Below are 13,208 nucleotides of genomic sequence, written 5' to 3'. Positions count from 1 at the left end.
CATCACCCATTGACAGCGCTTTCCAGGTGCCCTTACGTTGCCGCAGAGTTACCGGTAAGTGCCTGAAAGTTTCGGTCCGGCGTCCCCGGTGTGGGCCCGACCTTGCGCACGCGTACTGCCTCAGTTCCACCCACGCCACGGGAGATCAGAGCATGAGCACCTCCACCACGCCGGCTCCACCACCCAACACCCAGGACCCGCCGCCCACGAAGAGGGCTGTCTCCCGTTCCGCGCGCCCTTCCGCGCGCCGTGGCTGGCGGCAGGCGCTGCGCCGCGACTGGCAGTTGTACTCGCTGGCCGTGCTGCCGCTGCTGTTCTTCCTGGTCTTCCGTTATCTGCCGATGATCGGAAACGTCATCGCCTTCCGCCGCTTCGAGCCGGGCGGCTCGATCCTGGGCGAGCAGTGGGTGGGCCTGCGCTATGTGCGTATGTTCCTGTCGGACCCCACCTTCTGGCAGGTGTTCCGCAACACCCTGTGGCTGGGCGGCCTGACGCTGGTGTTCTGCTTCCCGATCCCCATCGTGCTGGCCCTGCTGCTCAACGAGGTCCGCCGGCGGTCCCTGAAGCGGTTCGTGCAGTCGGTGTCGTACCTCCCGCACTTCCTGTCGATCGTGATCGTCGCGGGCATCACCATGCAGATGCTCGCCACCGACGGGCCCGTCAACCATCTGCTCGGCGCCCTCGGCCACGACCCGATCCGTTTCATCCAGGAACCCGAGTGGTTCCGCACGATCTACGTCGGCTCGGAGATCTGGCAGACCGCCGGCTGGGGCACGATCCTCTACCTCGCCGCGCTCACCACGATCGACGAGGACCTGTACGAGGCCGCCCGTATCGACGGCGCCAACCGCTGGCAGCAGATCTGGCACGTCACCCTGCCCGGTATCCGCCCCACCATGATCACGCTGCTGATCCTCAACATCGGCACGTTCATGGCGGTCGGCTTCGAGAAGGTCCTGCTGCTGTACAACCCGCTGACCTATCCGACCTCCGACGTGATCTCGACGTATCTGTACCGCGCGGGTGTCGAGTCCAACAGCTTCAGCTACGCGGCCGCCATCGGCCTGTTCGAGGCGATCATCGGCCTGTTCCTGATCACGTCCGCCAACCAGCTCTCGCGTCGCACAGTGGGGACCAGCCTGTGGTGAGCGTCAACCGGCCCACGCGCGGTTACCGCGTCTTCCAGGGGATCAACGGGGTGATCCTCACCCTGGTCGTGGTCGTGACCCTGTACCCCTTCGTCAACATCGTCGCCCGCTCGTTCAGCGGGGAGCGGCAGATCCGCGCCGGCGAAGTCGCCTTGTGGCCCAAGGGGTTCAACCTCACCACGTACAAGATCGTGTTCGAGGACTCGATGTTCTGGCGGAACTACGGCAACACCGTGTTCTACACGGTCGTGTCCACCGCCGTGGCGATGGTCCTGACGACGTGTTACGCCTACGTCCTGTCGAAGAAGCACCTCAGGGGCCGCGGCTTCCTCGTCGGTGTCGCCGTGTTCACGATGTTCTTCACCGGCGGTCTGATCCCGAACTACGTCCTGGTCACCAGCCTCGGTCTGAAGAACAGCGTCTGGGCGATCGCCCTCCCGAACGCGATCAGCGTCTTCAACCTCCTGGTGATGAAGGCGTTCTTCGAGAGCCTGCCGAGCGATCTGGAGGAGGCCGCGGAGCTCGACGGCCTGAGTACGTACGGCATCCTGCTGCGTATCGTGCTGCCGTTGTCCAAGGCGGTCGTCGCGACCATGGTGCTCTTCTACTCGGTGTCCTTCTGGAACTCCTGGTTCAGCGCCTTCCTCTACATGGACAAGTCCGAGCTGATGCCGGCCACCGTCTATCTGCGCAACCTCATCTCCGGCGCCACCACGGGCGGCAACGCCGGCGCCACCGACGCGCAGCTCAGCCAGGTCGGGGCGAACATCCAGGCCGTCACGATCGTGTTGACCTCGCTGCCCATCCTCAGCGTGTACCCGTTCGTGCAGCGCTACTTCGTCTCCGGCGTGATGCTCGGCGCGGTCAAGGGCTGACAGATACCGCCCCTCAATCGACGTACAGAACAAGGGAGTTCCAGTGCAGAACGCAGGGCAACTGTCGCGGCGTCAGATCCTGGCCGCCGCGGGTTTCGTCGGCCTCGCCACTCTCACCGGCTGCGGCAGCGGCGACGACGGTGGTGGTGACTCCAAGGACCTGTCGAAGAAGCAGAACGGCGCGATGAAGGAGTACCGCGCCGGCCAGCAGTTCAAGGCGGCCAAGGCGCTGTCCTTCTCGGTCCTGCACAACGACAACCCGGTCTATCCGATGAAGAGCAGCTGGCTGTTCTGGAAGGAACTCGTCAAGCGCACCGGCGTCACCCTGAAGACCGTCTCCGTCCCCCTGGCGGACTACGAGAAGAAGCGCAGCGTCCTCATCGGCTCGGGCGATGCCCCGTTCCTGATCCCCAAGACCTACCACCCCTCGGAGGTCGCGTTCGTCTCGTCGGGCGCGATCCTCCCGGTCAGCGACTACGTGAAGCTCATGCCCAACTTCCTCGACAAGGTGAAGCGGTGGAAGCTGGAGCCGGAGCTCGACTCCATCCGCCAGTCCGACGGCAAGTTCTACCTGCTGCCCGGCCTGCACGAGAAGGTCAAGTCCGGCTATTCGCTGTCGCTGCGCACCGACGTCCTCGACAAGCTGGGCCTGGCCCTGCCCACCACCTGGGACGAGGTGTACACGGTCTTCAAGGCGATCAGGGAGGAGTACCCGGACCGCTACCCGTTCTCCGACCGCTGGAGCAAGAACACGCCCTACCCGGCCGCCGCGCTGTTCAGCTATCTCGGCCAGGCGTACGGCGTCAGAGCCGGCTGGACGTACGACAACATCAGCTGGGACGCGGACGCGCAGAAGTTCGTCTTCACCGGCGCGACGGACGCCTTCCGGCAGATGCTCGAGTACGTGCGGAAACTGGTCGCCGAGAAGCTGGTGGACCCGGAGAGCTTCACCCAGACCGACGACGACGCGGTGCAGAAGCTGCTGGGCGAGAAGTGCTTCGCGATCAGCGCCAACCCGCAGGAGCTGGTGCAGAACTACCGCTACAACCTGGAGAAGCAGGTCAAGGGCGCGAAGATCGAGATGATCCCGGTGCCGCTCGGGCCCGCCGGTCCGGTGGTGCTGAGCGGCGCCCGGCTGGAGAACGGCGTCATGGTCTCCAGCAAGGCGCTGAAGAGCGACAGCTTCGTCGCGATGATGCAGTTCGTGGACTGGCTCTGGTACTCGGACGAGGGGCAGCAGTTCTCCAAGTGGGGCGTCGAGGGCGTCACGTACACCCGCTCCGGCAGCCAGTACCAGCTGAAGGACGGCATCAGCCTCATGGGCTCCGACCCGGACGCCCCGAAGGACCTGCAGAAGGACTACGGCTTCTTCAACGGCGTCTTCACCTACGGCGGCAGCTGGGAACTCGTCTCCTCCTCGTTCAGCCCGGACGAGAAGAAGTTCCAGGACGCCATGGCCCAGCGTGAGCAACTGCCCATCGGGCCGGCCCACCCGCTGCAGTCCGTGGAACAGGAGCAGGCGACGCTCTGGGAGACACCGCTCAGGGACCACGTCACCCAGAACACGCTCAAGTTCGTCCTCGGCAAGCGCCCGATGTCCGAATGGGACTCGTACGTCAGCGAGCTGAAGGCGAAGAACATGCAGCAGTTCGTCGACATGCACAACAAGGCGTCGGAACGCTTCAAGAAGGACAACGAATGATCCGCGTCCCCGCCGAGCCGAGTGGCCGGTTCCCCGACGCCTGGCGTCACTGCGTCGGCACCGGCCGCCTCGACCTCGCCCTGCGCGCCGACTACCAGGACTCGCTGAAGCTCCTCCAACGCGAGATCGGCTTCCGGTACATCCGGGGGCACGGGCTGCTCAGCGACGGCATGGGTGTTCATCGGCCGTACGAGTGGGAGGGCACCCGCCGGGTTCGGCACTCCTTCACCCACGTCGACCAGGTCGTCGACGCCTATCTGGGGCTCGGCATCCGCCCCTTCCTCGAACTCGGCTTCATGCCGGGTGAGTTGGCCTCTGGTGAGCAGACCGTGTTCTGGTGGCGGGGCAATGTCACCCCGCCCCGCTCGCACCGGGAGTGGGCCGACCTGGTCCGTGCCACGCTCACCCACCTCGTCGACCGCTACGGCCTCGACGAGGTGCGCACCTGGCCGATCGAGGTGTGGAACGAGCCCAACCTGCCCGACTTCTGGGAGGGCGCGGACGAGGCGGCCTACCACCGGCTGTACGAGGTGAGCGCGCACGCCGTGAAGGAGGTGGACGCCTCGCTGCAGGTAGGCGGCCCGGCCCTCTCGCCCGGCGCGGACGACTGGCTGGAGCGGTTCGCCGAGTTCACCGAGCGCCGCGAGGTTCCCGTCGACTTCGTGTCGAAGCACGCCTACACCTCGGGACCCGCTCAGCACGTGCCGTTCGGCGTGCACCAGACGCTGGCCCCGGCGACCGGCCTGCTCGACCAGTTCGCCGCGACCCGCGATCGCCTGAAGGGCAGTCGCCTGGCCGAACTGCCCGCCTACATAACGGAGTTCAACTCCTCGTACCGCCCCGACAATCCCGTTCACGACACCGCGTTCCACGCCGCGTACCTGGCGCCGGTGCTCGCCGCCGGCGGCGACCACGTCGACTCCTTCTCGTACTGGACCTTCAGTGACGTCTTCGAGGAGACCGGCATACCGACCGCGCTCTTCCACGGGGGCTTCGGACTGCTGACCCACCGCCAGGTGAAGAAGCCGACCTACCACCTGTACGCCTTCATGGCCCGCATGGGCCCCGACCTGCTCGCCCGTGGCGACGACCACCTGGTCACCCGGCACGCCGACGGCCGGGTGACCGTCCTCGCCTGGGCGCCCGTCGACGCGAGCGGCGAGACACCCGGGCCGGAGCGGCACCGCCTGCGCCTGTCCGTCCCGCTCGGCGCCGCGGAGGCGTTCGTACGGCGGTCCGTGGTGGACGAGGAGCACGGCAACGCCCGTACCGCCTGGCAGCGCATGGGCAGCCCCCGCTCCCCGAGGCCGCACCAGCTCGACGTCCTGCACGAGGCGGCCGAGCCCGCCCGCCGGCACTCGCGGCTGCCCGTCGAGGACGGCCGGGTGGACCTGGACCTGACGCTCGGCCGTCACGAGATCACCCTCGTCGAGGTGACCCCGGTCGTGGAGGAAGCCCCGCCCTGGTGGGACGAGCGCCGGCTGCTCGGACGGGAGGTCTCCCGGTGAGTGCGCCTCAGACCACCGCGTTCGGCGACGGCCTCCTCTCCCGTGCCGCCGCGCTGATCCACACCCTGGTCACCGTCGGGGCCCTGCTGCTCGCCGCCGCCTCACCCGGTCTGGCCGGACTGCTGCTCGTGGGCACCGACCCGGCCAACCTGCCGCTGGCCGCCGTATGCCTGCTGCCCCTCGGCCCGGCCGTGTCCGCCGCCCTGTACGCCCTCCACCACCGCGACCGCGACCTCACCGACCTGCACCCCGCCCGCAGCTACTGGCGCGGCTGGCGCCTCAACGCGCTGCCCGCCCTGAAGCTGTGGGCGCCGCTGCTCGCCTGGCTCACCGTGATCGCCTTCACCCTGACCCACTTCTCCGCCACCGGACTGCCCGGCTGGTGGGCGGTCCTGCTCGGGGGCATCGGCGTGGGCTCCCTCCTGTGGGGCGCCCACGCGCTCGTGCTCACCTCGCTGTTCGCGTTCCGCGGCCGGGACACCGCCCGCCTCGCCGGGTACTTCCTGTTCCGGCACGGCCGCGCCACCCTCGGCGCCGCTTCCCTGCTCGTCCTGACGGCCGCCATGACCGCCGTGCTGACCGAGGCCCTGCCCGCCCTGCTGGCCGCCCCGCTCCTGCTCTCCCTGCTGCACAGCAGCCGTGGGGTGATCGCCGAGACCCAGGAGGACTTCACCGCATGACCCACAAGATCCGGTACGGCGGCGACTACAACCCGGAACAGTGGCCGGAGACCGTCTGGGAGGAGGACCACCGCCTGTTCACGACGGCCGGCATCGACACGCTCACCGTCGGCGTCTTCTCCTGGTCCCTCACCCAGCCGGCCGAGGACACCTACGACTTCACGGTCCTCGACCGCATCCTCGACCGTGCCGCGGCCGAGGGCCGCCAGGTCTGTCTCGCCACCGGCACCGCCGCCCTCCCGCCCTGGCTGGCCCGCGCGTACCCCGAGGTCAACCGCACCGACTTCGAGGGCCGCCGCCACCGCTACGGCCAGCGGCACAACTTCTGCCCCAGCTCACCCGCCTACCGCCGCCTGGCCACCGCCCTGGCCGGCCGTCTCGCCGAACGGTACGCGCACCACCCGGCGTTGATCACCTGGCACATCAACAACGAGTACGGCGGTGCCTGTTACTGCGATCTGTGCGCGGAGGCCTTCCGGGACTGGCTGCGCGACCGGCACGGCACCCTCGACGCCCTCAACGACGCCTGGTGGACCACCTTCTGGTCGCACCGCTACACCGACTGGGCCGAGATCGAGCCGCCGAGCGCCCTCACCGAGCACTGGCGCGGCCCCGACCACACCGCGTTCCAGGGCATCACCCTCGACTACCAGCGCTTCATCACCGACGCCCTGCTCGGCTGCTTCACCGCCGAGAAGGACGCCATCCGTGCCCATGACCCGGACACCCCCGTCACCACCAACTTCATGGGCCTGTACCGCCCGCTCGACTACCACCGCTGGGCGCCCCACCTCGACTTCGCCTCCTGGGACAGCTACCCGCCCCTCGACGCCCCGCCCACCCAGCCGGCCCTCGCGCACGACCTGATGCGCGGTCTGAAGGACGGCGCCCCGTTCTGGCTCATGGAGCAGACCCCGTCCACCACCGCCTGCCGCGACGTCAACCCGCTCCGGCGTCCCGGCGAACTCCGCCTCGCCACCTGGCAGGCCATCGCCCATGGCGCGGACGCCGCCCTCTACTTCCAGATGCGCGCCTCGCGCGGTGCCTGCGAGAAGTACCACGGGGCGGTGATCGGCCACGCGGGCCGCGACGACACCCGGGTGTTCCGTGAAGTGGCCGATGTGGGCCGTGAGTTGGCCGAGCTCGGCGACGCGACCCTCGGTGCCCGCACTCCCTCCCGGACGGCGCTCCTCTTCGACTGGGACAGCTGGTGGGCGCTGGAGATCTCCGACGGCCCCTCCCGGCTGGTGCGCTACGTCGACGTGGTGCACGCCTACTACCGGGCCGCCCGCGAGGCCGGCGCCGACGTCGACGTGGTCCCGGTGACCGCCGACCTCACGCCGTACGACGTGGTCCTGGCCCCCGCGCTCCACCTGGTCAAGGGCGACCTCGCCGAACGCCTGGAGGCGGTGGCCCGGCGCGGCGGCAGCGTCCTCGCGACCTTCCTCACCGCCCGCTCCGACGAGCACGACCGCGCCTTCCTCACCGACCTCCCCGGCCCTCTCGCCCCCCTCATGGGCATCCGCATCGACGAGTGGGACTCCCGTCCGGCGGACGTCGTGCAGCCGGTGCTGCTGGAGGACGCGCAGGTCGAGGCACGTCTGGTCTTCGAGATCGTGCAGCTGCGCGGCGCCCAACCGGTCGGCACGTACGGCTTGGACTTCTACGCGGGCACCCCGGCGGTCACCCGGAACGCCTTCGGCGCGGGGGAGGGCTGGTACGTGGCGACCGCCCTCGACCAGCCCGGCGTCGACCGGATCGTCCGCCGCGTCCTCAGCCGCCACGACCTGATCGGCCCGTACGCGGACCAGCCGGACCTGGAGACCGCGACCCGCGTCACCCCCGACGGCACCGTCCTGCTGTTCCTCCTCAACCACGCCCCGGCCGCGGCCCACCTCACCGCCCACACCACCGCCACCGACCTGCTCACCGGCAAACGGATCGAGCGGGACGAGCCCCTCACCCTGGACCCGCTGGGCGTGGCGGTGCTGCGCGTACAGTGAGGTGCTCTCCCGGCTGCCGACGCCGGGAGATTCCCGCCCACCTGGCGGTCGCGCAGGATCAGAGGTAGATCCGGCGGCCGTGCCGGTCCGGGATCCCCGACTTGCGCAGGAAATAGCTGTTGATCTGGTCGCGCCACTCGCGGGCCCCGCGGAGCTGCTCCTCGTAGCGCTCCGCCACCCGCGCGTGGCGCGCCGGGTCCATCAGGTCCGCGAGCCCCGCCCACACGCGCCGGGCCTCCTCGACCTCCGCCACGCCCTCGAAGTGCGTGTCGTAGATGTGCTGGATCACCGTCTTCCCGCTGTGCAGGACATGCCCGTACGGCACATGGTGGAAGAACAGCAGCAGCTCGTCGGGGCAGGTGTCCGGCGACTCGTAGACCTCCGCCCACGGCTTGCCGTACTGCGCCGCGTAGCCGGTGCCGGTGGCGGCGCCGCGGTCGACGCCGATGCCGTCCCGGTCGGCGAAGTGGTAGGTGCCCCAGGGGCTGTACTCGTAGCCGTCGACGCTGGGCCCGTAGTGGTGGCCCGGCTGCACCATGAAGCCCACGCCGAGCGGGGCGGTGTACTTCTCGTACGTCCGCCAGGAGCCGGACAGGACCGTGCGCAGGCCGGCGGCCAGGTGTTCCTGGGCGGGGCCGAAGGTCAGCCCGATCCACTCGTCCAGCACCCGGTGGGGATCCGCGGCCGGCTGCCAGGCGAGCCGCCCGAAGGTGTACAGATTGGCCTGGGCCAGTGGATGTCCGGTCCAGAACGGGTCGTCGCCGACGTTGGACACCGCGACCAGCCCGTCCGCCAGCTCCCCGACCTCCGGGCCCCCGTCGCCCTCCGGCCGGAACCGCAGCGCCTCGCTCCACATCGGTCCCAGCCAGCACACGTGCCGCTGCTGCCCGGTGTACTCCTGCGTGGCCTGCACCTCCACTGCCAGCCGGGTCCGCGGCATGGCCCCGAGTACGGGTGAGACGGGCTCGCGCACCTGGAAGTCCATGGGGCCGTGCTTGACCTGGAGCACGGCGTTGGCGGCGAACTCACCGTCCAGCGGCGCGAAATGCTCGTACGCGGCCCGCGCCCGGTCCGTCGAGCGGTCCCGCCAGTCCTGCGTGTGGTTGTAGACGAAGGCCCGCCAGTGCACGGTGCCGCCGTGCGGGGCGAGGGCGGCGGCCAGCATGTTCGCGCCGTCCGCGTGCGAGCGGCCGTAGGTGAACGGGCCCGGCTGGCCCTCCGAGTCCGCCTTCACGACGAACCCGCCGAAGTCCCCGATCGCCCCGTACACATCGCGTACCGCCCGCGCCCACCACTCCCGCACCGACTCGTCCAGCGGATCGGCCGTGGGCAGACCGCCGAGCACGACCGGCGCGGCGAAGGTGACCGACAGATGCGTCCGGATCCCGTACGGCCGCAAGGCGTCCGCGATCGCGGCGACGTCGCCGATCCGGTCGGTGAGCAGGTGCGCCTCGGTCTCGTGCACGTTGACGTTGTTGACGGCCACGGCGTTGATCCCGCAGGCCGCGAGCAGCCTGCCGTAGGCCCGTACGCGCTCCAGCTCACCGCGGGCCCGCCCGTCCTCCCAGAACAGCGACCCGCCCGCGTACCCGCGCTCCACCTGGCCCATGACCGGGTGCACGGCCACGTTGTCCCAGTGGTCCACCATCCGCAGCGCCAGCGCCGGACGGTGCACCTCACGCCGCCGGTCGCCCCGGAACGCGTCCTCGCCGAGCCGTACGACGTGGAACAGGCCATGCAGCAGACCATGTTGGCCGGACGCGAGGACGGTCGTACGGCCGTCCTCGCGCCCGAACACGAACTCCTCGTCGTCCCCGAGAGGGTCCCCGGTCAGCTCCAGCATCAGGTCGTGCGGCTCGGTGTCCCGCACGATCCGGCCCCCGAACCGCCCGCAGGCGTCGGCCACTTCGCTGCGGACCGTCTCCACCAGCGGACCCGATCCGCGGATCAGGGTCCGCCGGCTGCCGAGCGCCCGGAAGGCGGCGGGCGGCAGCCAGGCGGGGTCGACGCCCTCCGACAGGACGGGCACGGGCAGCGGCATGAATCCCTCCGGGGTGTGTGGATCCAGGACGGGTCCTGGTCTTCTAGGCGATGGCCGCGCCGGTGCCGCGCGCGGCACCGATGAGGTCGGAACGGCCCGCTTCGTCGTAGACGCTGATGTCCACGTACGCGCCCTCCGGGATGTCGAAGTCGAGGACCGTGAGGTCCACGGTCTCCGACGTACCCGGCGCGTTGAAGGTGCCCAGGTCGTGGTAGGTGCCGCCGGACGTGTAGCCGACGGCGACGTAGAAGGTGTCACCGTCGTTCTTCGTGTCGTAGACCCAGAGCTTCTCGTCGTAGGGATGGAACTCCACCTTGCCGACGAACCAGCCGTCGTCGACGAGCTCCATCTTGACGGCCAGCCCGCCGGCGTCGTTCGCGAAGTAGGTGTTGTCGAACGGGTCGGTGAGGTTCCCGCCGCTGCACGGGCAGTTGTCGGTGTCGTAGTAGTACGCGTGGAACGTGGGGTTCGGGCTGTAGGCCTGGGCGGGCGCGGCCGTGCCGAACAAGGCCGCCGCCACCGTCAGGACCGCTCCCGCGAGCAGTCCCGTGAGCCGTCTGCTGATACTCATCCGTGCTTCGCCCCCCTGCCATCGACGTGCCGCCGGGTGTGCACCGGGCGGCACGTCAATTGTGGGACACGAGACACGCGTGGGGTACCCGGCGACTTCCGCGAATTACCGGATCAGGCCAGCAACTCGACCTCCGTCAGCGTGGCTTCGCCGTCCAGGACCAGCCGGTAGCCCGCCGCTGCCGCCCGTGGAGAACTGGACGTCGGCGAGCTGGAGGATGCCGGAGGCGCCGTTGTTCCTCGTGACGTCCAGCCGGTACGCGGCGGCCGGTTGGGCGAGGTCGTACGACTTCGTCCGCGACCGCTCGGAGAAGGTCTCGCCGGAGCGGGTGTCGAGGGTCTTCCAGTCCTTGCCGTCCTTGGAGCCCTGGAGGGTCCAGTCCTTCGGGTCGCGTTCGGCGAAGTCGTCGGCGGAGGTGAGGGCGTACGTCACGATCTTGAGCGGCTCGTCGAGGTCGAACTCGACCCAGCCGGTGGGCTCGAAGGTCAGCCACTTGGTGCCCGGCTCGCCGTCGGCGAGGTTCTCCTTCACCTCGCCACCGGCCGTGTTCTCGGCGCCGGCCCGCACGTCGGTGACGTGGTCGGTCACGTTGCCCGGGATGCCGGTGCGGTAGCCGCCGTCGACGCCCGAGGCCCGTCGGGTGCCGTCCGGTGCCGTGTCGACGGTGTTGAGCCAGTCCGGCGCCCGGTCGCCCGCCTCGAACGAGGAGGTGAACTCCTGGTCCGCCCGCGCGACCGCGGGCAGCGCGACCGCGGCCCCCCGCGAACCCACCGCCATGACGAAGGCGGCCGCGAAGACGACCGCCGTACCCCGTCCGTGCCGGGCTCTGTGCCGCATCCGAGGGAGTCCTTCATGTACTGGACAACGTTGTCAACGCCGGGCGCAGGGACCCGTAGGGGGTCAAGTGACTTGTGATGTCAAGGGCGTTGCCTGTGGCATTCGGGGCCTATGTCGCGGATTTTTCCAGCAAGGCGGTCACAGGCCGCTCATATTTCCGCGAGGTCTCAACTCGGATAAGACCATTGGCCAACCCTGCATTCGATCTTGCTCCGTTGACGGGAAGTGGACTATACCTGTCGGCGATTCACCCGATCCGTTCTTCACGATCCGCACTTCCTGCACGACCCTGCTTGACCTGACCGCGGTGCCGGGGAGGATCCGGTTCACCGCCTGAGTCCTGGAGAAGGCGAGGACTTGAGCATGGGATCCACTTCCGCCGAGAACAACGGCACCGCGGGTGTCGGCCGCCGCGATCTGATCAAGCGGTCCGCCGCGCTCGGCTTGATCTCCGTACCGACGATGAGCTTCCTGTCCGCCTGTGCCAGCAGCGGCGGCGACGACAACGGGAACAAGGCCAAGACCGGTGAGAAGACCGCCAAGAACCCCCTGGGTGTGAATGACACCGCGGGGATGGAGTTCGTCCTCTTCGACGGCGGCTTCGGCAAGGAGTACGCCCAGGACGCCGTGAAGGTCTACCAGAAGAACTTCCCCAAGGTGAAGGTGAAGTTCACCGCCACCCAGAAGATCCAGTCCACGCTGCAGCCCCGCTTCAACCAGGGCACCCCGCCGGACCTGATCGACAACTCCGGCGCCGAGCAGATGGACATGGGCGTCCTGGTGGGCAAGAAGCAGCTCGCCGACCTCACCCCGCTCCTGGACGCCCCGTCCTACGACGACCCGAACAAGAAGGTCCGCGACACGCTGCGCCCCGGCATCGTGGAGATGGGCCAGTTCGACGGCGACCCTGTCTGGATCATGTACTACGCCTACACGGTGTACGGCGTCTGGTACTCGCAGAAGGCCCTGGACTCCCTCGACGCGGAGTACCCGCAGACCTGGGACCAGATGCTCGCCGTGTGCGAGAAGGCCAAGAAGAAGGGCATGGCGGGCTGGACGTACGCGGGCAAGTATCCGTACTACCTCCCCTTCTCGCTCTACCCGATGATCGGCAAGGTCGGCGGCCGGGAGGTCCTCGACGCCATCGACAACCTCGAGCCGAACGCCTGGAAGCACCCGGCCGTCAAGGCGTGCTTCGACGCCTACTACGAGCTCTACAAGAAGGGTTACATCCTCAAGGGCACCCCCGGTATCGACCACATCCAGTCGCAGACCGCGTGGGCCAAGGGCAAGGCGCTGTTCATCCCCAACGGCTCCTGGGTGGAGAACGAGTCGGCGAACGTCATCCCGAAGGACTTCAACCTCGCCGTCTCCGCGCCCACCGGCCTCGACAGCTCCGACAAGATGCCCTTCGGCACCATCTGGGCGTCCGGTGGCGAGCCCTTCGTCGTGCCGGCCAAGGCGAAGAACTCCGAGGGTGGCATGGAACAGCTGCGCATCATGCTCAGCGAGGCGTCCTCGAAGAACTTCACCAGCAAGGTGAAGTCGCTGACCGCGTTCAACGGCGGCACCACCGGGATAACCCTGACCCCGGGCCTCACGTCCGGTGTCGCGGCGCTGAAGCTGGCCGGGGACAACGTCCTGAACCCGCGGCTCCAGGACTGGTACGTGCAGCTGCAGAAGGAGCAGATCGGTGTGGCGGGCCTCGGCGAGATGATGGCCGGCCGTCTCACCCCGGCGGAGGCCATCAAGAAGATCCAGGGCTTCGCCGACGCGGCCGCCAAGGACACGTCGATCAAGCACTACAAGCACCAGTAACCACGACCACTGACAAGCACCTTCA

General features: G+C 68.9%; 9 protein-coding genes and 1 pseudogene. 7 read left to right on the top strand and 3 right to left on the bottom strand.

Annotation, left to right across the window (positions count from 1 at the left end; all coding sequences use genetic code 11):
- The first annotated feature begins 152 nt into the window (after nucleotides 1-152).
- From ACFY16_RS14860 to ACFY16_RS14835, 6 genes are read left to right on the top strand one after another with little or no spacing between them, the layout of a single operon-like run.
- Entirely contained in the window at nucleotides 153-1,148 is a 996-nt protein-coding gene (locus ACFY16_RS14860; RefSeq protein WP_390647508.1) for an ABC transporter permease, read from the top strand.
- Nucleotides 1,142-2,023, top strand: a complete 882-nt coding sequence (locus tag ACFY16_RS14855) for a carbohydrate ABC transporter permease (RefSeq protein WP_390647507.1) — start codon at nucleotides 1,142-1,144, stop codon at nucleotides 2,021-2,023. Before ACFY16_RS14860 ends, ACFY16_RS14855 begins: the two co-directional genes overlap by 7 nt.
- A gap of 43 nt (nucleotides 2,024-2,066) precedes the next feature.
- Nucleotides 2,067-3,725 (top strand): extracellular solute-binding protein, encoded by a 1,659-nt coding sequence (locus tag ACFY16_RS14850; protein WP_390647506.1) that lies wholly within the window; start codon nucleotides 2,067-2,069, stop codon nucleotides 3,723-3,725.
- Complete coding sequence (locus ACFY16_RS14845) at nucleotides 3,722-5,233, top strand: xylan 1,4-beta-xylosidase (protein ID WP_390647505.1); 1,512 nt, start codon at nucleotides 3,722-3,724, stop codon at nucleotides 5,231-5,233. Before ACFY16_RS14850 ends, ACFY16_RS14845 begins: the two co-directional genes overlap by 4 nt.
- A complete protein-coding gene (locus tag ACFY16_RS14840; protein WP_390647504.1) occupies nucleotides 5,230-5,913 on the top strand; it encodes a hypothetical protein in 684 nt (227 codons plus the stop codon). The genes ACFY16_RS14845 and ACFY16_RS14840 overlap by 4 nt, the downstream gene beginning before the upstream one ends.
- Nucleotides 5,910-7,916: a beta-galactosidase gene (locus tag ACFY16_RS14835; RefSeq protein WP_390647503.1), complete on the top strand. Its 2,007-nt coding sequence runs from the start codon at nucleotides 5,910-5,912 to the stop codon at nucleotides 7,914-7,916. The genes ACFY16_RS14840 and ACFY16_RS14835 overlap by 4 nt, the downstream gene beginning before the upstream one ends.
- A gap of 58 nt (nucleotides 7,917-7,974) precedes the next feature.
- Here ACFY16_RS14835 and ACFY16_RS14830 read toward each other — a convergent pair whose 3' ends face one another.
- The 3 genes and pseudogenes from ACFY16_RS14830 to ACFY16_RS14820 all read right to left on the bottom strand — a co-directional run.
- On the bottom strand, nucleotides 7,975-9,957 hold the full coding sequence (locus ACFY16_RS14830) for an alpha-glucuronidase (protein ID WP_390647502.1): 1,983 nt from the start codon (nucleotides 9,955-9,957) through the stop codon (nucleotides 7,975-7,977).
- Nucleotides 9,958-10,000: 43 nt separating this feature from the next.
- Nucleotides 10,001-10,528 carry a hypothetical protein gene (locus ACFY16_RS14825; RefSeq protein WP_390647501.1) on the bottom strand — a complete coding sequence of 176 codons (528 nt, stop codon included), beginning with the start codon at nucleotides 10,526-10,528 and terminating at the stop codon, nucleotides 10,001-10,003.
- Nucleotides 10,529-10,693: 165 nt separating this feature from the next.
- A pseudogene (locus tag ACFY16_RS14820) lies at nucleotides 10,694-11,365 on the bottom strand (discoidin domain-containing protein); the annotation flags it as partial.
- Nucleotides 11,366-11,728: 363 nt separating this feature from the next.
- Between ACFY16_RS14820 and ngcE the strand changes: the two are divergent.
- A complete protein-coding gene (gene ngcE, locus ACFY16_RS14815; RefSeq protein ID WP_390647500.1) occupies nucleotides 11,729-13,183 on the top strand; it encodes an N-acetylglucosamine/diacetylchitobiose ABC transporter substrate-binding protein in 1,455 nt (484 codons plus the stop codon).
- The last annotated feature ends 25 nt before the right edge of the window (nucleotides 13,184-13,208 follow it).

Source organism: Streptomyces sp. NPDC001315 (assembly GCF_042896175.1).
Taxonomy (GTDB): domain Bacteria; phylum Actinomycetota; class Actinomycetes; order Streptomycetales; family Streptomycetaceae; genus Streptomyces.
This window is presented reverse-complemented; position numbering and strand designations above follow the sequence as displayed.

What these genes read in the sequence shown, in the direction of transcription:
- ACFY16_RS14845 (WP_390647505.1), top strand. Translation starts at nt 3,722, where the DNA reads ATGATCCGCGTCCCCGCCGAGCCGAGTGGCCGGTTCCCCGACGCCTGG.
- ACFY16_RS14835 (WP_390647503.1), top strand. Translation starts at nt 5,910, where the DNA reads ATGACCCACAAGATCCGGTACGGCGGCGACTACAACCCGGAACAGTGG.
- ACFY16_RS14825 (WP_390647501.1), bottom strand. Translation starts at nt 10,528, where the DNA reads ATGAGTATCAGCAGACGGCTCACGGGACTGCTCGCGGGAGCGGTCCTG.
- ngcE (WP_390647500.1), top strand. Translation starts at nt 11,729, where the DNA reads ATGGGATCCACTTCCGCCGAGAACAACGGCACCGCGGGTGTCGGCCGC.
- ACFY16_RS14830 (WP_390647502.1), bottom strand. Translation starts at nt 9,957, where the DNA reads ATGCCGCTGCCCGTGCCCGTCCTGTCGGAGGGCGTCGACCCCGCCTGG.
- ACFY16_RS14860 (WP_390647508.1), top strand. Translation starts at nt 153, where the DNA reads ATGAGCACCTCCACCACGCCGGCTCCACCACCCAACACCCAGGACCCG.